Below are 18,484 nucleotides of genomic sequence, written 5' to 3'. Positions count from 1 at the left end.
TACCAGTACAACAAGAAGCTGTTGCGTGAAATTGACCGACGGGTGCGCTATTTGCGCAAACGTCTGGAAGACATGCGCGTGGTCGAGTACATGCCTGAACAGGAAGGGCGGGTATTTTTCGGCGCGTGGGTGGAAATCGAGAACGAGCAGGGCGAAACCAAGCGTTTTCGTATTGTGGGCTATGACGAGATTTATGAGCGCATGGACTATATCTCCATCGACTCACCCATGGCCCGGGCATTGTTGCGCAAGCAGGTCGATGACGAGGCCATCGTGCAAACCCCGGGCGGCGAAGTCTGCTGGTGGATTACCGCTATCGACTACGTGAAGTAGGCATCGATGGCCCGCCGTCTGTAAAGACGTCGGGCCATCGAATTTTCAGCCTTCGCGCAATACCGTCAACGGGCTGGCATTCAGCGCCCTGCGGGTACCGAATACGCCGGCGGCGCCGATCAGCACGGCGCCGATCACTGGCAGCAGCAACAACCATGGATGCGGTTGCCAGGGCAGGTCAAATGCGTAGCGATACAGCACCCAGGTAACCAGTTCGGTGCCCAACGCTGCCAGCACCCCACTGACCGCCCCCAGCAAACCGAACTCGATGCGCCGCGCCTTCACCAGCAACTTGCGTTCCGCCCCCAGTGCACGCAGCAACGCCCCCTGGCGGATCCGCTCGTCAAGGGTGGCCTGCAAGCCGGAAAACAGCACCGCCATTCCCGCCGCCAACACAAACAGCAATACGTATTCGACGGCCAGGGTCACCTGGGCGAGGATGCTGCGCAGCTGCTCCAGCAGGGCTTCGACCTGCAGGATAGAGACGGCCGGGAAGGCCCGCGACAGGTCGACGACCTGCTGGTCGTGTCCGGGCGCCAGATAGAAGCTGGTCAGGTAGGTCGCAGGCAGGTCCTTCAGGGTGCCAGGCTGGAAAATCATGAAGAAGTTGGGCTGGAAATTGTCCCAGTTGATGGTGCGCAGGCTGGTAACCCGCGCTTCACGGTTTTCCCCGGCAATGGTAAACACCAGATGGTCATCGAGCTTGAGCTTCAGGCTTTCAGCGACCTTGGCTTCCACCGACACCCCCGGCACTTCATCCGTGGGTTGCGATGACCACCAGGCGCCTGCCGTCAGGGCATTGCCCGGCGGGAGGTCAGCAGCCCAGGTCAGGCTGAGGTCACGCTGCACGGCGCGGTCGCCGCTGGAGTCCTTGCTGACAATATCCTGCACGGCCTCGCCATTGATGCTGATCAGGCGGCCGGGCACCACCGGATACAGAGGCGCCGATTGCGCCTGCACCTCCATGAGGCGGGCGCTGAAGGCGTCCTTGTCGGCGGGCAGAATGTTCAACGCAAAATAATTGGGCGCGTCCTCGGGCAACTGGTTTTGCCAGGTGTCGAGCAGTTCGCCGCGCAGCAGGGCGATCAAGCCCATGGACAGCAGAATCAGGCCGAACGCCAGCGACTGGCCCGCCGCCGCCAGCGGGTGGCGCAACAATTGGCCCAGGCCCAGGCGCCAGGGCAGGGACGCGCGGGCCAGCAGGCGACGCAGGCTTTGCAGCAACAGCAGGAGCAGACCGCCGAGGATCAGCGCAGCGACGACACCGCCGCCGAGCAGGGCGAAGGTGAGGACAAGGTCCAGACTCAGCCGCCACATGATCAGGCCAAGGGCAAACAGCGCGGCGCCGTACACCATCCAGGTGCTGGAAGGGATCGGCAACAGGTCGCGCCGCAATACCCGCAGCGGTGGTACGCGACCCAGCGCCGCCAGGGGCGGCAGGGCGAAGCCGGCGAGCGCGACCAACCCGGTACCGATACCGGCCACGGCCGGCAGCAGCCCGCCGGGCGGTACATCGGCCGGCAGCAGGTCGTGCAGGAAGTAGAAGAGGCCAAACTGCGCCAGCCAGCCCAGCAAAGCGCCGGTCAGGCTGGCCAGCAGGCCCAACACGCTCAGTTGCAGGCTGAATAGCAGCATCGCTTCGCGGCGTGACAAACCCAGGCAGCGCAGCAGCGCGCTGGCATCGAAACGGCGACTGGCAAAGCGGTTGGCCGACAGCGCCACCGCCACACCCGCCAGCAGTACCGCGACCAGGCTGGCCATATTCAGGTAGCGCTCGGCCTTGCCCAGGGCGCCGCCGATCTGCTGGTTACCGTCCCGTGAATCCTGCAGGCGCTGGTTGGCCGCAAGGCCCGGCTTGATCAGATCGCGGTACGTTTGCAGCGCCGTGCTGCCTTGCGGTGCGCGCCACAGTTCGCGGTAGCTCACGCGGCTGCCGGGCTGCACCACGCCCGTGGCGTCCAGATCGGCCAGGTTGATCATGACTCGGGGCGTGAGGCTGTAGAAATTGCCGGCGCGGTCCGGCTCGTAGGTCAGGATGCGACTCAGGCGCAGGGTTTTCATGCCCACGTCGATGCTGTCGCCTACTTTCAGGTCCAGCGCGGTCAGCAGCCGCGCCTCCACCCAGGCTTCGCCGGGCTTCGGCTCGCCTCCCGGGGTTTCATCACCGAAGGGCACCAAAGCGCTTTTCAGCTCGCCACGCAACGGATACTGATCGTTGACCGCCTTGATGCTGGAGAGCTGGATACCGTTATCGGTGGCGATGACGCTGGAGAACTCCACCACGCGTGCATGATCCAGCCCCAACTCGGTGCCGGAGCGGATTTGCTCCTCGCGTGCGGGTGAGCTCCCCTCAAGCACCAGGTCGGCGCCGAGAAACTCGGTGGCGCGCAGCAGCATCGCGCCATTAAGGCGTGCGCCGAAGTAACCGATGGCTGTACTCGCTGCCACGGCCACCAACAGGGCGAAGAACAGCACGCGTAATTCACCGGCGCGGGCATCGCGCAGTAACTGACGCATGGCAAGGCTGAACAGACGCAACAGCGGCAAACGTGCCATCAAGGCTCCAGGGGCGCGACCATCAGGCCGGCTTCAAGGCGGATCAGGCGCCGGCAACGGTGCGCCAGGCGTTCGTCATGGGTGACCAGCACCAGGGTCGTGCCGCTCTCTTTATTGAGTTCGAACAGCAGGTCGCTGATGCGCTCGCCGGTGTGGCTGTCGAGGTTGCCGGTGGGTTCGTCGGCAAACAGCACATCCGGTTCGGCGGCGAATGCGCGGGCAATCGCTACCCGTTGCTGTTCGCCACCGGACAGCTGGCGCGGCGAGTGGGTGAGTCGCTGGCCCAGGCCGACGCGCTCGAGCAAATGCGTGGCGCGCTCGCGGGCGTCCTTGCGGCCGTCCAGCTCCAGCGGCAGCATGACGTTTTCCAGGGCATTAAGGCTGTCGAGCAACTGGAATGACTGGAACACGAAGCCCACATGCTCGGCGCGGATGCGCGCGCGCTGGTCTTCGTCGAGTGTGCTCAGGGCTTGCCCGGCGAGGGTGACCTCGCCACTGCTGGGCAGGTCGAGGCCGGCCAGCAGACCGAGCAGGGTGGATTTGCCGGAACCGGAGCTGCCGACGATAGCCAGGCTATCGCCCTTGTTCAGTTCCAGGCTCAGTTCGTGCAGGATAGTCAGATCACCTTCCGCGCTGGGAACCACTTTGCTGAGGTCCCGCGCGGTGAGAATGCTTGCGCCCATGGAGAATCCGATGCGAATGTGGTTTTTGAGTGCTGGCCTGGCCTTGATGTGCATGGCCCAGAACGCAGCGGCGGGTACAGTCCTGATCGTTGGCGATAGTATCAGTGCCGGTTTCGGGCTGGATACCCGCAAAGGGTGGGTGGCCTTGCTGGAGCAGCGGCTCAAGCAGGAGGGTTTCGACGATAAAGTGGTCAACGCTTCGATCAGCGGCGACACCAGTGCCGGAGGCCTGGCGCGGCTGCCGGTGGCGCTTGCAGAGCATAAGCCGGACGTTGTGGTGATCGAACTGGGTGGCAACGATGGCCTGCGCGGGCAGCCGCCAGCGCAATTGAAACAAAATCTTGCGTCGATGATCGACCAGTCCAGGGCCGGCGGTGCGAAAGTGCTGCTGCTGGGCATGCAGTTGCCGCCCAATTACGGCCCGCGATACGCCACGGCGTTTGCCGAAGTCTATGGCACGCTGGCCAGGGAAAAAGACATCCCGCTGGTGCCGTTTTTCCTTGAGGGTGTGGGCGGGCATCCCGAGCTGATGCAGGCCGACCAACTGCACCCGGCGGTCAGCGCCCAGGGCAAGTTGCTGGAAAATGTCTGGCCGACGCTAAAACCGCTGCTTTGACGCTTTTCTACCGGCAGGCTTTCGGCTAAGGTGGCGCCCCCCCGATCTGGAGCCCCCGATGTCGCGTCCTGCCTGGTCCCTGTTTAATTACCAACTGATCGAGCCGGACGAGCAGTTGGACCTGTTCGCCTGCCAGGAAGTGCGGGTGCATCTGGTGGCGCGTCAACTGGAACTGGGCGGCTCAATCGATCGCACGCTGTGCGGCACGCTGCTGCCTGCGCAGCCGCGCTGGTCATCGGTGGATCGGAGGGTGTTCCAGGACCAGCGCCTCTGCCCCCTGTGCCGGGCGATCCTTGAGTCGCAGAAGCGCGGCACGCCGCCGATCTGGCCCGAGCTGCGTTTTGAGTTATAGGCGTTGCCACAGGCTTGCAGCCAGGCGCCCGCTTCACGTATACAATCGAGCTTTACCTCCCCGTCGTTCTGCGAAGGATTTACCGGATGTTGTCGCGCCTCTCCGTCGTCACCTGCTGCCTGTCTCTTGCTGCCCTCTGCGCGGCCGGTTCTGCGGCGGCGTTGCAGTTGCCCTTGCCGCCGGCGGGCGAAGACATTGTTGGCCAGGTCCAGGTGATCAAGGCCAAGTATGAAGACACCTTCGCCGACCTCGGCACCACCTATGACCTGGGTTACTCGGAGATGGTCGCCGCCAACCCCGGGGTGGATGCGTGGTTGCCGGGAGCGGGCACCGAAATCGTGCTGCCGACCCGCTTCATCCTGCCGCCGGGTCCGCGCGAGGGCATTGTGATCAACCTGGCGGAGTACCGTCTCTACTATTTCCCCAAGGGTCAGAACGTGGTCTACACGTTCCCATTGGGGATTGGACGTGAGGGCTGGGGCTCGCCGATTGCCCACACCAGTATCATCGCCAAGACGCCGAACCCGACCTGGACGCCGCCCGCGTCGATCAAGGCCGAGCACGCCGCCAACGGCGATCCGTTGCCCAACGTGGTGCCAGCGGGGCCGGACAACCCCCTCGGGCCGTTCAAGTTCACCCTCGGCACACCGGGATACCTGATTCACGGTTCCAACATGAAGTTCGGCATCGGCACCCGCACCAGCCACGGTTGCTTCCGCATGTTCAATAACAATGTGCTGGAAATGGCGGACATGGTGCCGGTGGGCACTTCAGTGCGCATCATCAACGATGCCTACAAGTTTGGCAGCAGCGGCGGCAAGGTCTATCTCGAGGCGCATACGCCGCTCAACGATGATGGCACGCCATCGGTGGTCGACAAGCATACGGCGGTGATCAATGCCCTGCTCAAGCGCGAAGACCTGGCCAACACGTTGCGGGTGAACTGGGATCAGGTGCGTGACGTGGTCGCCGCAGAGGACGGCCTGCCGACTGAAATCGGTGTGCCGGGCGGGGCGCCGGTGGCGTCGAGTACGCCGATCGATCTGCAGCAATAAAAAACCTGTGGGAGGGGACCGGTGCAGGCCCGGAACCTTACACAGGAAATCCGGGCAATAAAAAAGCCGATCCAAACAGGGATCGGCTTGATAACAACCCCGAAGGATTATTACTTGCGGCTTGCTTTTTCAAGCATGCGCAGAGCGCGCTCGTTAGCTTCGTCAGCAGTCTGTTGTGCTTTTTGAGCAGCAGCCAGCGCTTCATCGGCTTTACGATAGGCTTCATCTGCACGAGCCTGGGAGCGAGCTGCTGCGTCTTCAGTTGCAGTCAGACGAGCTTCGGTTTCTTTGGAGACGCTGCTGCAACCGGTAGCCAGAACTGCGGCCAGAGCCAGAGCAGAGAATTTCAGAACGTTGTTCATCGTGTTCCCCTTCAAGGACTTTCTATTAAATGACTATTGTCTCAGAGTGAGCTAATAGCCGGCGTACATACTACCCATTACTTGTAGTAAGTAAACTGACGTTGCGCAAGAAGCAGCAAAAATTCTTGCGCGGAATCTGTCCGGGCGGGTCATGGGGCGGTTCGTATAACAAACGTTCGCTGTTTTACAGTCCGCTTAACATTGGATCCAGCCTGAAAGGGCCGGCCCGTAGGCTTCAAGCCGTGTTCATAGATGAAATTTTATATAAGGAGCCTGGCACTTTCGTGCGGCATGCCTTTACCGTCGGCAGCCTCTTTCGCGTATCTAGAGGTGACTTTAAGAGCGGCAGTTCGTCTTAAGGTTCAACTGCCGGCGTTGTTCGGGCTTTCGGTCACGCGTATCGGAGCCCCTTCTATATCCGCCCAAAGCAGGGGATGACGAGCGCGCCTTGAGCGATTGCAGGTTTGGCGCCTGCTATTCCCAGGTGCAGGGTGTGAGCGCCAGCGGTTTTCTCGTTGTCGAAACCGGCACGGGGTGGCATAGATGTTTCTTCGCCGGAAAAACATCGGTAAGGTATGGGTCAGAATCAAAGACCCGCGAGGAGTAGTGATGAGCGAGGCGTTGTCCATCCACCATGACCAGGCTGGTCATCAGTTCGAGACCAATGTGGACGGTCATCGTGCCTACCTGACCTACATGGACCTCGGGAAGCAGACCCTGGATATCTATCGCACGTTCGTGCCCAACGCGTTGCGCGGTCGTGGTATCGCGGCGGCGTTGACTGAAGAGGCGCTGAAGTTTGCCGAAGAGTTCGGCTACACGGTGATCCCATCGTGCTCCTATGTGGAGCGCTACATGGAGCGCCACCAGCGCCACGCCGCCAAACTCTGAGCGAGCCGCACACAAAAACGCCGGGACAAGCCCGGCGTTTTTGTGTGCGCAATTCAGGTTCAGATGCGTTTGCGCTGGGGCAATACATCCTTGAGCTTGGCATGCATGCTGCGCAGGGTGGTCTCGGTGGCAGACCAATCGATGCAGGCATCGGTGATCGACACACCGTATTGCAGGTCGGCGAGGTCTTTCGGAATCGCCTGGCAACCCCAGTTCAGATGGCTTTCGACCATCAAACCAATGATCGACTGATTGCCTTCGAGGATCTGGTTGGCGACGTTTTCCATCACCAGCGGTTGCAGGGCCGGGTCCTTGTTGGAGTTGGCGTGGCTGCAATCGACCATGATGTTCGGCTTGATCCTGGCCTTGTTCAACGCTTGCTCGCACAGCGCAACGCTGACCGAATCATAGTTGGGCTTGCCGTTGCCGCCGCGCAGCACCACGTGGCCGTAGGCATTGCCCTTGGTGGTGACGATCGACACGCCACCTTCCTGGTTGATGCCCAGGAAACGGTGCGGGCTGGACACCGACTGCAGCGCATTGATCGCCACGGTCAGGCCGCCATCAGTGCCGTTCTTGAAGCCCACGGCCGAGGACAGGCCGGACGCCATTTCCCGGTGGGTCTGGGATTCGGTGGTCCGCGCGCCAATGGCCGACCAGCTGATCAGGTCCTGCAGGTACTGCGGGGAGATCGGGTCCAGCGCTTCGGTCGCGGTCGGCAGGCCCATTTCGGCCAGGTCCAGCAACAATTTGCGACCGATGTGCAGGCCGTCCTGGATCTTGAACGAGTCGTCCAGGTACGGGTCGTTGATCAAGCCTTTCCAGCCGACGGTGGTACGCGGCTTCTCGAAATACACGCGCATTACCAGGTACAGGGTGTCGGACACTTCCGCCGCCAGTACCTTGAGGCGCTCGGCGTATTCGTGGGCAGCCTTGAGGTCGTGGATCGAGCAGGGGCCGATCACCACGAAGAGGCGGTGGTCGGTGCCGTCGAGAATGTCACGGATGACTTCGCGACCCTTGGTGACGGTCTGCAGGGCAGCGTCGCTCAGGGGGATTTCGCGCTTGAGCTGATCGGGCGTGATCAGGGTCTCGTTGGATTCGACGTTCAGGTCGTTGATCGGTAAATCAGCCATCGTGTTACTCGTCAGGGTCACGGGTGCTGGCCGCCAGCCATCCCCGTGCGGCGGAGCACAGCATGATTTGGATGCAAGGGGGGAGGAACCTTAGCGCGTAACCGGGCTGCGCGACAATGGGCAATTGTGCGCCGCGTGGGCCGTCCTGATAGTGTATGGCCTGGTCGACGTCCCCCACAGGAGAGTGTGTGGAAGAGTTGCAGCTGTCCGATTTTGATATTGATCGTCAATTGCTGGCGTTGCCAGGGGCATCGCTGGTGATATTCACCAGTGCCGGCTGTGCCAGTTGCCGCTGGGCGCGCCAGCAGTTGCCAGGCTGGCCTCTGCCGGTGACGCGGTTGTGCTGGGTCGACGCCGGGCACAACGGCGGCGCAGTCGAGCGCTACCAGATCTTTCATTTGCCCGCGTTGTTCGTGGTGTGCGAGGGTCAGTTCCTCGGGCAGATTCACACCCGTCTCGCGCCCGCCGACATCAGCGAGGCTATCACGACAGCGCTCAGTCGCACTCCGGAGGATTTGCCATGACAGCACAGTCGCCACGTATAGGCATTATCGGTACCGGCGCCATCGGCGGTTTTTACGGCCTGATGCTGGCACGCGCCGGGTTCGACGTGCGCTTTTTGCTGCGCAGTGAATACGCCGCCGTCAGAGACCGCGGCCTGCACATCAACAGCAGCATCCACGGACCGTTGAAACTGCACCCGGTGCAGGCCTACGCCAATGCTGCCGACATGCCACCGTGCGACTGGCTGCTGGTGGGCACCAAGTCCACGGGCAATGTGGAACTGGCGCCCACCCTGGCCCAGGTGGCGGCGCCAGGCGCGAAAGTGGTGCTGCTGCAAAACGGCCTTGATGTGGAAGACAGCCTGCGCGAACACTTGCCGGCCTCGCTGCATCTGCTCGGCGGCCTGTGTTACATCGGTGTGTACCGCTCGGCGCCCGGCGTGATCGAGCATCAGGCGCTGGGCCGGGTCAATCTGGGTTATCACAGCGGCACGGCCGCCAATGACGAGGCCCTGCAGCAGGCAATCGTGGAAGAGGGCGCGGCGCTGTTCCATCAGGCGGGTATCGAGTCCCAGGCCATGGCCAGTGTGCACCTGGCGCGCTGGCACAAACTGGTGTGGAACGTGCCGTTCAATGGTCTTTCTGTGTTGCTGGGCACCGGCACCACGGCGCTGATGGCGGATGAATCCAGCCGCGAGTTGATCCAGGCCCTGATGGTCGAAGTGATCAAGGGCGCCGATGCCTGCGGCCACGAAATCCCGGCCAGCTATGCCGGGCAGATGTTTGCCATGACCGAAACCATGGACGATTACCTGCCCAGCATGTATCACGACCACCTGCACAAGCGTCCGCTGGAACTGGCGGCGATCTACGCCCGGCCACTGGCGGCCGCCAGGGCAGCCGGTTGCGAGTTGCCGCGCATGCAGGCGCTGTACCAGGCCTTGAGTTTTATTGATCGGCACAACCGCTGATTCGGGGGCAGAGCATATGACGAAGGGATTGGGCGACAAACTGGTGCTGGCGATTTCATCGCGGGCGCTGTTCGACCTCAGCGAGAGCCACAAGGTCTACCTCGCCGAAGGAGTCGAGCCGTACCGCAAGTACCAGATCGAACACGAGGAGGAAATCCTCGAACCCGGCGACGCGTTCCCGCTGGTGAACAAGTTGCTCAGCCTCAATGCCAGCCTGGGCCGCGCTCGGGTTGAGGTGGTGCTGGTGTCGCGCAACAGCGCCGACACCGGCTTGCGCGTGTTCAATTCGATCCAGCATTACGGCCTGGATATTTCCCGCGCCGCCTTCGCAGGCGGACGTAGTCCCTATCCTTATCTGGCCGCCTTTGGTTGTCATCTGTTTCTTTCCACCCATGCTGAAGATGTGCGCAGTGCCCTCGATGCCGGGTTCGCTGCGGCGACGATTCTGTCGGGCGGCCCGCGGCGGGCCATGAGCGAGGAGCTGCGCATCGCGTTCGACGGCGACGCGGTGCTGTTTTCCGATGAGTCCGAGCGGGTCTACCAGACCGGCGGGTTGGCGGCATTCCAGGCCAATGAGCGCGAGTCGGCGCGCCAGCCGTTGCATGGCGGCCCGTTCAAGGGGTTTCTGGCGGCCCTCAATTTACTGCAGCGCGAGTTTCCTGACGAAGCCTGTCCGATCCGCACCGCGCTGGTCACCGCGCGTTCGGCACCGTCCCACGAGCGGGTGATTCGCACCCTGCGTGAATGGGATATCCGCCTGGACGAGTCGCTGTTCCTCGGTGGCCTGGAAAAAGCCGCGTTTCTCGAAGCGTTTGCCGCCGATGTGTTTTTCGATGACCAGGCCGGTCATTGCGAGAAGGCCAGGGAGGTGGTGGCCACCGGGCACGTGCCCCACGGCATCAGCAACGAGATCAAGGTGTGACTCGGCCGAACTCTGCGGGGCGCTGCTAAGCTGAGTCAATCTTCGCCATCCTGGCAGCCCAGGAGGTTCTATGATTCGTTCGATGCTGTACGCCACGGACCTCGGCCTGTATGCGCCTTACGTGATGCAACATGCGCTGGCACTGGCGCGCACGTTCAAGGCTGACCTGTATGTGATTCATGTGGTCGAGCCCATCGGGTTGTTCGCCGAGTCGGTGTTGCAGAGCTACCTTGACGAGCAAGCCTTGAGTGAGTGGCAGAGCCGGGGGCTGACCACTGTGATGGCGACCATCGAGCAGCGTGTGCTGGACAGTTTTCGCGAGGAGTTGGGGGATGGAGAGCAGGACCTGAAGGTGATCCGCTCGGTCAAGGTGATCCAGGGCGATCCTTGCGACGTGATACTTGACCAGTTGCGCAAGCTGTCCGTCGACCTGCTCATCCTGGGCAGTCACAGCCATGCAACGACAGCGGCGACGCCTCTGGGTCGCACTGCCACGCGGGTATTGCAGTTGTCGACGGTGCCCGTTTACATGGTGCCTTCGCTGCGGCGTCGACGCAGTGAAGAAATGTGATCGCTGCAAATAGATAAAAAGTTCTAGATTTATCTGTCTGACCTTTAATATAGTTATATATCGTCGCTGATACCCGTGGCGTCTATCTGCTTTGAGGGACACATATGAAGCTCCAACAACTGCGCTACATCTGGGAAGTGGCGCACCACGACCTCAACGTTTCCGCTACCGCTCAAAGCCTTTACACCTCGCAACCGGGTATCAGCAAGCAGATCCGCCTGCTCGAAGACGAGCTGGGCGTGGAAGTGTTCGCACGTAGTGGCAAGCACCTGACCCGTGTCACTCCCGCCGGTGAGCGCATTATCACCACTGCCGGCGAGATTCTGCGCAAAGTCGAAAGCATCAAGCAGATCGCTCAGGAGTTCTCCAACGAGAAGAAGGGCACGCTGTCCATCGCTACCACCCATACCCAGGCGCGCTATGCCTTGCCGCCAGTGATCCGCGATTTCATCAAGCAGTACCCGGACGTCGCGCTGCACATGCACCAGGGCTCGCCGATGCAGATCGCTGAAATGGCCGCTGACGGGACCGTGGATTTCGCGATTGCCACTGAGGCGCTGGAACTGTTCGGCGACCTGGTGATGATGCCGTGCTACCGCTGGAACCGCTGCGTGGTGGTGCCCCAGGGCCATCCGCTGGCCAAGTTGCCGAAATTGACCCTCGAGGCCCTGGCCGAATACCCGATCGTGACCTACGTCTTCGGCTTCACTGGCCGCTCCAAGCTCGACGAGGCCTTCAGTCATCGCGGTCTGACGCCGAAAGTGGTCTTCACCGCCGCCGATGCCGACGTGATCAAGACTTACGTGCGTCTTGGCCTGGGCGTGGGGATCGTGGCAAAAATGGCGGTCGACACCCAGCTCGACAAAGACCTGGTGGTGCTTGATGCCAGCGAGTTGTTCGAGTCCAGCGTGACCAAGATCGGTTTCCGCCGTGGCACCTTCCTGCGCGGTTTCATGTGCGACTTCATCGAGAAGTTTGCGCCGCACCTGACCCGTGAAGTCATGGCCAAGGCCATTCAGTGCCACAACAAGCAGGAACTGGAAGCTTTGTTCGACGGCGTGGAACTGCCCGTCCATTAAAGCGTTTATCTGGCCTCGGTAACGGTAAAGTGTTGCCGGGCGCCTGCCACCAGAATCTCTACCTCATCCCCTTCGAACTTGCCCAGCAGGCTTTTGCCCAAGGGGGAGCGCGGGGTGATGACGGTTACCGGTTGCCCGACCACATCCACCTTCAGGCCCGCCGCCTCCGGTGCGAGGAACAGCCATTGCTGGCGTCCGTTCTCGTCTTCCAGGCCCAGCAGCGCACCGACCTCCACCCCACGTCGATCATCGTAGGCCCGCAGTAACAGATTCTGGCACAGCGCCAGCGATTGCTTGATTTCCTCGACCCGCCGGGCTTGTCCGGCCGCGAGGTAAGACGCCTCCAGGCCCAGGGTGTCGTACTTGTTCTCGGCGATGTTTTCTTCGTGGGTCGCTGTTTCGTAGGCGGTCTGCGCGGCGCGCTGGGCGATGTCCAGGTCGACGGCGAGTTTATCCAGAATCAGCTGGAGCACGGCGTGTTTATTCATGGTAGTCAGTCGCAGAGTTGCAGCACATTGGCGCGGGTCTTTTCAGTCGGTGCGTTCTGATCCTGTTGCAGCCAGAACTGGCATTTGGGGTTGGACAGGTTGCGCGGGTTGTTGCGCGCCTGCTCCAGGGTCTGTTGCTGTTCCTGTCTCTGCAGGTTCTGCTGGTACTGCTCGAACATGCGGTTGGGCGGCTCCGGCGCAACGGCTGCCGGGTTGCCCAACTGTTGAACCGCCTGGGCCACGGGCGCGAGGCTCTGCGGGAAGAGGTAGCGGGACGCCAGCCAGGTGGTCAGCGCAATGGCGATAAACCCCAGCCACACGCCCAGGGCGATGGCGATGCAGAGCTTGAGCAGCGACAACGGACGATCAGTCATGGTGGCCTCCCGGCGGGCATTGACGGCGTAGCGGCGATTGTCGCACAGCCACTGTGCAGAATAATCGCGATCAAGCCTTCTGCATGCGGGCATTTATGCGGACAATCGAGCCTTTGAGCGTTGGAGCCCGGAATGAAAGCCCGCTGGGATATTTTTTGCAGTGTTGTCGACAACTACGGCGACATCGGCGTGACCTGGCGCCTGGCCCGGCAATTGGTGGCCGAACACGCGTGTGATGTGCGCCTGTGGGTCGACGACTTGCGCGCCTTCGAGCGCATGTGCCCCGAGATCGATGTGCAGTTGAGCCAGCAATGGCAAGCGGGCGTGGACGTGCGCCACTGGCCGGCCGAGTGGCCGGCCACGTCGGCAGCCGATGTGGTGATTGCCGCGTTCGCCTGCCAGTTGCCGCCGGACTATATGGAGGCCATGGCCGCCTGCGCGCGCACGCCGTTGTGGATGAACCTGGATTACCTGAGCGCCGAAGACTGGGTAGTGGGGTGTCATCGGCTGCCGTCGGTGAAGTTCAAGGGCGTGCAGAAGTACTTCTTTTTCCCGGGCTTTCGTCCAGGCACCGGTGGCCTGTTGCGTGAGGCCGGGTTGCTGGACCAGCGTCAGGCGTTTCAGCGGGATGCCGTGGCACGGGAAACCTTCCTGCAGGACATGGGCGTATTTCCCGCCGCCGATGCGCAACTGATCTCGCTGTTCGCCTACGAAAACGCCGGGCTGGCCGCTTGGCTCGACGTGTTGTCGACGGACGGGCGTGCCACCCATCTGTTGGTGCCGGAAGGGCGCATCCTCGGCGACGTGCAGCGCTGGCTCGGCGTTCAGGGACTGGCGGCGGGGGCTGTGCATCAGCGTGGCGCGCTGACCGTGCAGGTGCTGCCGTTCGTGCCCCAGGCGCACTACGACCGACTGCTGTGGTGCTGCGACTTCAATGCGGTGCGCGGCGAAGACTCGTTCGTGCGTGCCCAATGGGCCGGGCGCCCGTTGTTGTGGCACATCTACCGCCAGGATGAAGACATTCATCTCGACAAGCTCGATGCCTTCCTGGCGCTGTACACCGCGGCGTTGTCACCGGCCGCCAGGACTGCGCTGATTGCGATGTGGCAAGTCTGGAACGCCGGGGGCGATATGGCCCAGGCGTGGAAAAAACTGCTGGAACACTGGCCTGAAGTCAGTCGACACGCCGAATCCTGGTGTCTGGAACAAGGCTTGCAGGCCGATCTTGCGACGGCGCTGGTACAGTTTTATGAAAGTTGGATATGATACGCCACCTTGATTTTTGTAAATCCCATCCAAATTTCGGATATATGCAATGAAAACTGGTAAAGAACTGAAACCCGGTACAGTGATCCGTCTCGAAAACGACCCTTGGCTGGTTCAGAAAGCTGAGTTCACCAAGTCTGGTCGTAACAGCGCCATCATGAAGACCAAGCTGAAGAACCTGCTGACCGGTTACAAGACCGAGATCGTCTACAGCGCCGATGACAAACTGGACGACGTGATCCTCGACCGCAAGGAAGCGACCCTGTCCTTCATCAGCGGCGACACCTACACGTTCATGGACACCACCGACTACACCATGTACGAGCTGAACGCTGAAGACATCGAAGCCGTTCTGCCGTTCGTGGAAGAAGGCATGGACGACGTCTGCGAAGCCATCTTCTTCGAAGAGCGCCTGGTTTCCGTAGAGCTGCCGACCACCATCGTGCGTAAAGTCGCCTACACCGAAGGTTCCGCTCGCGGTGACACTTCCGGCAAGGTGATGAAGCCTGCCAAGCTGGCTAACGGTACCGAGCTGCAAGTGGCCGATTTCATCGAAATCGACGACCTGATCGAGATCGACACCCGTGAAGGTGGTTCGTACAAAGGCCGCGCCAAGAAGTAATTCCGGCCCCGCCGCGCTAAAAAAAGCCCGACCCTGCGTCGGGCTTTTTTGTGGGCGTCTGGCAGGCAATCACTTTCCGCTGTGTCGGTTATTTCAAGCGAACCTGCTTTGCCACGCAAGATTGCACTGCGTAGCATGCACGCCTTGGGATTTGTGGAGTGATACGCGGTGTGGGATTTGCTGATGTACCTGGTATTGGGCGCGGCCCTGGGCACGGTGGGCGGCCTGTTTGGCATTGGCGGCGGGTTGATAGCGATACCGGTGCTGGGCGTGTTGTTCGGGCTCGATCAACAGATTGCCCAAGGCACCGCGCTGGTGATGGTGGTGCCCAATGTGATGCTTGCCCTGTGGCGCTACCACCAGCGCAACCGCATCGAATTGCGCCACGCCCTGCCGCTTGGGGTGATGGGGTTCAGTTTTGCCTGGCTCGGGTCGATCTGGGCAGTGGGCCTGGATGCCGCTGCGATGCGCATCGGTTTTATCGTGTTTCTGGTGGTGCTGGCGGCCTACAACGGGGTGCGCATGTTCACACGTAACGCGCCACCGACGGCGCAGATGCGTTATTCCTGGCCCTGGCTGGGCGTACTGGGCGCCGCGTCCGGCGCCATGGGCGGGCTGTTTGGCGTCGGTGGCGCGGTGGTTGCCACGCCGGTATTGACCAGTGTGTTCGGCACCACCCAGGTGGTCGCGCAAGGCTTGTCACTGGCCCTGGCATTGCCCAGCACCGGCGTGACCCTGGTGACTTACGCCTGGCACCACGAAGTGGATTGGGCAATCGGCGTGCCCCTGGCCGTTGGCGGCCTGCTGAGCATCAGCTGGGGCGTGAAAGTCGCCCATGCGCTGCCGGAGCGCGTATTGCGCGGGCTGTTCTGCGGATTCCTGGTGGTGTGTGCGGTGATGCTGACCTTTAAAGTCTGAAGCCTTCGAGGATGTATTGCGCCAGGCACTCGGTGATGGGCGAGGCCATCGCCGGGTTGCGCAGCAGCCGCAGGTTCATCGACGGCAGCGGCGGAAAACCGTCTTCGCTGCCGAGTATGCGCAGGTCTTCGGTCACCAGGCTTTCCAGGCTGACCATCACCGCCAGGCCGGCGCTGACCACGGCCTGGATCGCCGCCACATTGGAGCTGTGATACGCCAGCCGGTAATCGAGCCCCACGCTGTCCAGCGCGGCCTGGCTCCACTGGGTGCCGAAGCACTCAACGCCGGACACCGCCAGGGGCAGGGTATCGTGTTCGTCCACACAAAAGCACGCGGCGGCGGCCCACACCATTCGCTCGGTGCGCAGCAGTTCACCGACATCGTCGCCGGGCTGGCGGCTGATCACCGTCAAGGCCAGATCACGGCGCTGCATCAGCACGTTCGAGGCCTCGCAGTGCATCTCGATCTGGATCAGCGGATAAGCCTTGGAAAACCGCGTGAGAATCCCTGGCAAGTAGCGCATCACGTAGTCATCCGGTGTGCCGATGCGCACCAGCCCCACCATATGCGGCTCGCGCAGGGTATTGAACACCTCGCTGTGCAGTTTCAGGATGCGCCGCGCATAGCCCAGCAGCACCTGGCCTTCGGGCGTCAGGCGCACCTGTCGACCGTCACGCTCGAACAGCTTGCGTTGCAGCACATCCTCTTCAAGGCGTTTCATCTGCATGCTCACCGCCGACTGGGTGCGATTCACCCGTTCGGCGGCGCGGGTAAAGCCGCCCTGGTCGGCGATGGCGACGAAGGTGCGCAGCACGTCAGTGTCGATGCTCGGGTAGCCGGACAATTGATCAATCTCCGAGATGTATCGCATAAGAAACATTCGTTGGATTGATCATAAAGCCAGGCACACACTTTCGTCATCCCCACAGGAGGGCGAGAAGATGAAAGGTCAAAAAGGTTTTGTGTTGATCGCGAAGCGGCCTTTGGCCGGGCTGTTTCAGGGCATCGTGCGTTGGCACACGGTATACCGGGAGCGCCGCTTACTGGCGACCCTGAACGACGACGCGCTCAAGGACATTGGGCTCAGCCGCGCCGACGTCGAGCAGGAAAGCCAACGGCATTTTTGGGACGACCCGCTGCGAAAGTAACTCGGGCTGCTGGAGGGCCTGATTGCACTTGATTGTGGCGAGCGGGCTTGCCCCGCGTTGGGCTGCGAAGCAGCCCCAAAAACCAGCCACCGGGATTCTGCCTGGAGAAACTTGATACGCCAAACTGGGGCTGCTTCGCCGCCCAACGCGGGGCAAGCCCGCTCGCCACAGACAGTCCGTCAGCGGGCCTTTCCAGCCACGGCCTTAGCGCTTGACCTGCTTTAACGTCTCGGCAATCAGGAACGCCAGCTCAAGCGACTGATCGGCATTCATCCGTGGGTCGCAATGAGTGTGATAGCGGTCCGACAAACCGTCTTCGGTGATCGGCCGCGCGCCGCCGATGCATTCGGTGACGTTCTGCCCGGTCATTTCGATATGAATCCCGCCGGCATAGCTGCCTTCGGCCTGGTGCACCTGGAAGAATTCCTTCACTTCGCCAAGGATCTGCGCAAAGTCGCGGGTCTTGTAACCGCTGCTGGCCTTGATGGTGTTGCCATGCATCGGGTCCGAACTCCACAGCACCTGCTTGCCTTCACGTTGCACGGCGCGGATCAGGTGGGGCAGGTGGTCGCCGACCTTGCCTGCGCCCATGCGCGCGATCAGGTTGAGGCGGCCGGGATCGTTGTCCGGGTTGAGAATGTCGATCAGTCGGATCAGGTCGTCAGGGTTCATGCTCGGGCCGACCTTGACGCCAATCGGATTGTTCACCCCGCGCAGGAACTCGACGTGGGCGCCGTCGAGCTGACGGGTACGGTCGCCGATCCACAACATGTGGGCCGAGCAGTCGTAGTAATCGTTGGTCAGGCTGTCGCGGCGCACAAAGGCTTGCTCGTAGTTGAGCAGCAGCGCTTCGTGGGCGGTGAAGAAACTGGTCTCGCGCAGTTGCGGCGAGCTGTCCATGCCACAGGCGCGCATGAAGGCCAGGGTTTCGTCGATGCGGTCGGCCAACTGGCTGTATTTTTCAGCCAGGGCGGAGTTGGCGATGAAGTCCAGGTTCCACTTGTGCACCTGGTGCAGGTCGGCGAAACCGCCCTGAGCAAACGCGCGCAGCAGGTTGAGGGTGGCGGTGGACTGGTGATAGGACTGCAGCAGGCGGTCCGGGTCGGGCACGCGGCTTTTTTCGTCGAAGCCGATGCCGTTGACGATATCGCCGCGGTAGGCGGGCAGGGTGATGCCGTCGATGGTTTCATCGTTGGACGAGCGCGGCTTGGCGAACTGGCCGGCCATGCGTCCGACTTTCACCACCGGGCAGCCAGCAGCGAAGGTCATCACGATCGCCATCTGCAAGAGCACTTTGAAGGTGTCGCGGATTTTGGCGGCGGAGAACTCGGCAAAGCTCTCGGCGCAGTCGCCGCCTTGCAGCAGAAACGCGCGGCCCTCGGTGACTTCGGCAAACTGACGGCGCAACTCGCGGGCTTCCCCGGCAAACACCAGCGGGGGGTAGCTGGCCAGGTTCTGCTCCACTTGCAGCAAGTGTGCAGCGTCCGGGTACCGGGGTTGTTGCTGGATCGGCAGGGCGCGCCAGCTGTCGGGGCTCCAGGGTTGGCTCATCGTGAACTCGATTGGGTGATTGACGGTCGGGCGCCAATGTTATCAGCAATTAGTGCGTGACCTGTTGCCGCCGGTTGGCCGACAATC

At 61.9% G+C, this 18,484-nt stretch carries 21 protein-coding genes and 1 pseudogene; 14 read left to right on the top strand and 8 right to left on the bottom strand.

What is annotated here, in order from left to right:
• Window positions 1-333, top strand: a pseudogene (locus TU79_RS13345) (GreA/GreB family elongation factor); the annotation flags it as partial.
• Between the two features lie 45 nt (window positions 334-378).
• Here TU79_RS13345 and TU79_RS13340 read toward each other — a convergent pair.
• Together TU79_RS13340 and TU79_RS13335 are read right to left on the bottom strand one after the other, a co-directional pair.
• Window positions 379-2,889, bottom strand: coding sequence for an ABC transporter permease (locus tag TU79_RS13340; RefSeq protein WP_057008406.1), 2,511 nt, complete (start codon window positions 2,887-2,889; stop codon window positions 379-381).
• Entirely contained in the window at window positions 2,889-3,572 is a 684-nt protein-coding gene (locus TU79_RS13335; RefSeq protein WP_057008405.1) for an ABC transporter ATP-binding protein, read from the bottom strand. Before TU79_RS13335 ends, TU79_RS13340 begins: the two co-directional genes overlap by 1 nt.
• Window positions 3,573-3,582: 10 nt before the next feature.
• Here TU79_RS13335 and TU79_RS13330 point away from each other — a divergent pair, with 10 nt between their 5' ends.
• The 3 genes from TU79_RS13330 to TU79_RS13320 all read left to right on the top strand — a co-directional run bounded on the left by TU79_RS13330 (window position 3,583) and on the right by TU79_RS13320 (window position 5,595).
• Window positions 3,583-4,188, top strand: a complete 606-nt coding sequence (locus TU79_RS13330) for an arylesterase (RefSeq protein WP_057008404.1) — start codon at window positions 3,583-3,585, stop codon at window positions 4,186-4,188.
• A gap of 58 nt (window positions 4,189-4,246) precedes the next feature.
• Entirely contained in the window at window positions 4,247-4,540 is a 294-nt protein-coding gene (locus TU79_RS13325) for a hypothetical protein (RefSeq protein ID WP_057008403.1), read from the top strand.
• A gap of 86 nt (window positions 4,541-4,626) precedes the next feature.
• Window positions 4,627-5,595: a L,D-transpeptidase family protein gene (locus TU79_RS13320; RefSeq protein WP_057008402.1), complete on the top strand. Its 969-nt coding sequence runs from the start codon at window positions 4,627-4,629 to the stop codon at window positions 5,593-5,595.
• Between the two features lie 110 nt (window positions 5,596-5,705).
• Here TU79_RS13320 and oprI read toward each other — a convergent pair whose 3' ends face one another.
• Complete coding sequence (gene oprI, locus TU79_RS13315) at window positions 5,706-5,957, bottom strand: outer membrane lipoprotei OprI (RefSeq protein ID WP_003172710.1); 252 nt, start codon at window positions 5,955-5,957, stop codon at window positions 5,706-5,708.
• 609 nt (window positions 5,958-6,566) lie between these two features.
• On the opposite strand from oprI, the gene TU79_RS13310 reads away from it, so the two are divergent.
• On the top strand, window positions 6,567-6,848 hold the full coding sequence (locus TU79_RS13310) for a GNAT family N-acetyltransferase (protein ID WP_057008401.1): 282 nt from the start codon (window positions 6,567-6,569) through the stop codon (window positions 6,846-6,848).
• A 59-nt stretch (window positions 6,849-6,907) separates the two neighbouring features.
• On the opposite strand, the gene TU79_RS13305 is transcribed toward TU79_RS13310, so the two are convergent.
• The gene (locus TU79_RS13305; protein WP_057008400.1) at window positions 6,908-7,984 is read right to left on the bottom strand and encodes a 3-deoxy-7-phosphoheptulonate synthase; all 1,077 of its coding nucleotides are present in this window, start codon (window positions 7,982-7,984) and stop codon (window positions 6,908-6,910) included.
• A 155-nt stretch (window positions 7,985-8,139) separates the two neighbouring features.
• On the opposite strand from TU79_RS13305, the gene TU79_RS13300 reads away from it, so the two are divergent.
• From TU79_RS13300 to cysB, 5 genes are all read left to right on the top strand, one after another.
• Complete coding sequence (locus tag TU79_RS13300) at window positions 8,140-8,508, top strand: YbbN family protein (RefSeq protein ID WP_057008399.1); 369 nt, start codon at window positions 8,140-8,142, stop codon at window positions 8,506-8,508.
• Window positions 8,505-9,458, top strand: coding sequence for a putative 2-dehydropantoate 2-reductase (locus TU79_RS13295; protein WP_057008398.1), 954 nt, complete (start codon window positions 8,505-8,507; stop codon window positions 9,456-9,458). Before TU79_RS13300 ends, TU79_RS13295 begins: the two co-directional genes overlap by 4 nt.
• 16 nt (window positions 9,459-9,474) lie before the next feature.
• Entirely contained in the window at window positions 9,475-10,380 is a 906-nt protein-coding gene (locus tag TU79_RS13290) for a 5'-nucleotidase (RefSeq protein WP_057008397.1), read from the top strand.
• 70 nt (window positions 10,381-10,450) lie between these two features.
• Complete coding sequence (locus tag TU79_RS13285; RefSeq protein ID WP_057008396.1) at window positions 10,451-10,951, top strand: universal stress protein; 501 nt, start codon at window positions 10,451-10,453, stop codon at window positions 10,949-10,951.
• Window positions 10,952-11,055: 104 nt separating this feature from the next.
• Window positions 11,056-12,030: an HTH-type transcriptional regulator CysB gene (cysB, locus tag TU79_RS13280; RefSeq protein WP_057008395.1), complete on the top strand. Its 975-nt coding sequence runs from the start codon at window positions 11,056-11,058 to the stop codon at window positions 12,028-12,030.
• A gap of 5 nt (window positions 12,031-12,035) precedes the next feature.
• Here cysB and TU79_RS13275 read toward each other — a convergent pair whose 3' ends face one another.
• Both TU79_RS13275 and TU79_RS13270 read right to left on the bottom strand, forming a co-directional pair.
• On the bottom strand, window positions 12,036-12,518 hold the full coding sequence (locus TU79_RS13275) for a GreA/GreB family elongation factor (RefSeq protein ID WP_057008394.1): 483 nt from the start codon (window positions 12,516-12,518) through the stop codon (window positions 12,036-12,038).
• Window positions 12,519-12,523: 5 nt separating this feature from the next.
• Window positions 12,524-12,892 (bottom strand): hypothetical protein, encoded by a 369-nt coding sequence (locus TU79_RS13270; RefSeq protein ID WP_057008393.1) that lies wholly within the window; start codon window positions 12,890-12,892, stop codon window positions 12,524-12,526.
• A gap of 132 nt (window positions 12,893-13,024) precedes the next feature.
• Here TU79_RS13270 and earP point away from each other — a divergent pair, with 132 nt between their 5' ends.
• The 3 genes from earP (at window position 13,025) to TU79_RS13255 (ending at window position 15,698) form a co-directional block, all read left to right on the top strand.
• Window positions 13,025-14,158, top strand: a complete 1,134-nt coding sequence (gene earP / locus TU79_RS13265) for an elongation factor P maturation arginine rhamnosyltransferase EarP (protein WP_057008392.1) — start codon at window positions 13,025-13,027, stop codon at window positions 14,156-14,158.
• Between the two features lie 49 nt (window positions 14,159-14,207).
• The gene (locus tag TU79_RS13260; RefSeq protein WP_003233368.1) at window positions 14,208-14,780 is read left to right on the top strand and encodes an elongation factor P; all 573 of its coding nucleotides are present in this window, start codon (window positions 14,208-14,210) and stop codon (window positions 14,778-14,780) included.
• A 168-nt stretch (window positions 14,781-14,948) separates the two neighbouring features.
• Window positions 14,949-15,698: a sulfite exporter TauE/SafE family protein gene (locus TU79_RS13255; protein ID WP_057008391.1), complete on the top strand. Its 750-nt coding sequence runs from the start codon at window positions 14,949-14,951 to the stop codon at window positions 15,696-15,698.
• Here TU79_RS13255 and TU79_RS13250 read toward each other — a convergent pair.
• A complete protein-coding gene (locus tag TU79_RS13250; RefSeq protein WP_057008390.1) occupies window positions 15,688-16,569 on the bottom strand; it encodes a LysR family transcriptional regulator in 882 nt (293 codons plus the stop codon). The two genes, TU79_RS13255 and TU79_RS13250, sit on opposite strands and share 11 nt — an antisense overlap.
• 70 nt (window positions 16,570-16,639) lie before the next feature.
• On the opposite strand from TU79_RS13250, the gene TU79_RS13245 reads away from it, so the two are divergent.
• On the top strand, window positions 16,640-16,846 hold the full coding sequence (locus TU79_RS13245) for a DUF1127 domain-containing protein (protein WP_057008389.1): 207 nt from the start codon (window positions 16,640-16,642) through the stop codon (window positions 16,844-16,846).
• Between the two features lie 204 nt (window positions 16,847-17,050).
• Here the strand turns inward: TU79_RS13245 and TU79_RS13240 are convergent, their stop codons facing one another.
• On the bottom strand, window positions 17,051-18,397 hold the full coding sequence (locus TU79_RS13240; protein ID WP_057008388.1) for a class II 3-deoxy-7-phosphoheptulonate synthase: 1,347 nt from the start codon (window positions 18,395-18,397) through the stop codon (window positions 17,051-17,053).
• Window positions 18,398-18,484: the final 87 nt, after the last annotated feature.

The organism is Pseudomonas trivialis (assembly GCF_001439805.1).
In the GTDB taxonomy this organism is placed as follows: Bacteria; Pseudomonadota; Gammaproteobacteria; order Pseudomonadales; family Pseudomonadaceae; genus Aquipseudomonas; species Aquipseudomonas trivialis.
Note: the sequence above shows the minus strand (reverse complement) of the source record. Positions and strands in the feature narration are given on the sequence as shown.

Excerpts from the sequence above, each read along its gene's own strand:
- TU79_RS13340 (WP_057008406.1), bottom strand. The coding sequence starts at position 2,889 with ATGGCACGTTTGCCGCTGTTGCGTCTGTTCAGCCTTGCCATGCGTCAG.
- TU79_RS13335 (WP_057008405.1), bottom strand. The coding sequence starts at position 3,572 with ATGGGCGCAAGCATTCTCACCGCGCGGGACCTCAGCAAAGTGGTTCCC.
- TU79_RS13330 (WP_057008404.1), top strand. The coding sequence starts at position 3,583 with ATGCGAATGTGGTTTTTGAGTGCTGGCCTGGCCTTGATGTGCATGGCC.
- TU79_RS13325 (WP_057008403.1), top strand. The coding sequence starts at position 4,247 with ATGTCGCGTCCTGCCTGGTCCCTGTTTAATTACCAACTGATCGAGCCG.
- TU79_RS13320 (WP_057008402.1), top strand. The coding sequence starts at position 4,627 with ATGTTGTCGCGCCTCTCCGTCGTCACCTGCTGCCTGTCTCTTGCTGCC.
- oprI (WP_003172710.1), bottom strand. The coding sequence starts at position 5,957 with ATGAACAACGTTCTGAAATTCTCTGCTCTGGCTCTGGCCGCAGTTCTG.
- TU79_RS13310 (WP_057008401.1), top strand. The coding sequence starts at position 6,567 with ATGAGCGAGGCGTTGTCCATCCACCATGACCAGGCTGGTCATCAGTTC.
- TU79_RS13305 (WP_057008400.1), bottom strand. The coding sequence starts at position 7,984 with ATGGCTGATTTACCGATCAACGACCTGAACGTCGAATCCAACGAGACC.
- TU79_RS13300 (WP_057008399.1), top strand. The coding sequence starts at position 8,140 with ATGGCCTGGTCGACGTCCCCCACAGGAGAGTGTGTGGAAGAGTTGCAG.
- TU79_RS13295 (WP_057008398.1), top strand. The coding sequence starts at position 8,505 with ATGACAGCACAGTCGCCACGTATAGGCATTATCGGTACCGGCGCCATC.
- TU79_RS13290 (WP_057008397.1), top strand. The coding sequence starts at position 9,475 with ATGACGAAGGGATTGGGCGACAAACTGGTGCTGGCGATTTCATCGCGG.
- TU79_RS13285 (WP_057008396.1), top strand. The coding sequence starts at position 10,451 with ATGATTCGTTCGATGCTGTACGCCACGGACCTCGGCCTGTATGCGCCT.
- cysB (WP_057008395.1), top strand. The coding sequence starts at position 11,056 with ATGAAGCTCCAACAACTGCGCTACATCTGGGAAGTGGCGCACCACGAC.
- TU79_RS13275 (WP_057008394.1), bottom strand. The coding sequence starts at position 12,518 with ATGAATAAACACGCCGTGCTCCAGCTGATTCTGGATAAACTCGCCGTC.
- TU79_RS13270 (WP_057008393.1), bottom strand. The coding sequence starts at position 12,892 with ATGACTGATCGTCCGTTGTCGCTGCTCAAGCTCTGCATCGCCATCGCC.
- earP (WP_057008392.1), top strand. The coding sequence starts at position 13,025 with ATGAAAGCCCGCTGGGATATTTTTTGCAGTGTTGTCGACAACTACGGC.
- TU79_RS13260 (WP_003233368.1), top strand. The coding sequence starts at position 14,208 with ATGAAAACTGGTAAAGAACTGAAACCCGGTACAGTGATCCGTCTCGAA.
- TU79_RS13250 (WP_057008390.1), bottom strand. The coding sequence starts at position 16,569 with ATGCGATACATCTCGGAGATTGATCAATTGTCCGGCTACCCGAGCATC.
- TU79_RS13245 (WP_057008389.1), top strand. The coding sequence starts at position 16,640 with ATGAAAGGTCAAAAAGGTTTTGTGTTGATCGCGAAGCGGCCTTTGGCC.
- TU79_RS13240 (WP_057008388.1), bottom strand. The coding sequence starts at position 18,397 with ATGAGCCAACCCTGGAGCCCCGACAGCTGGCGCGCCCTGCCGATCCAG.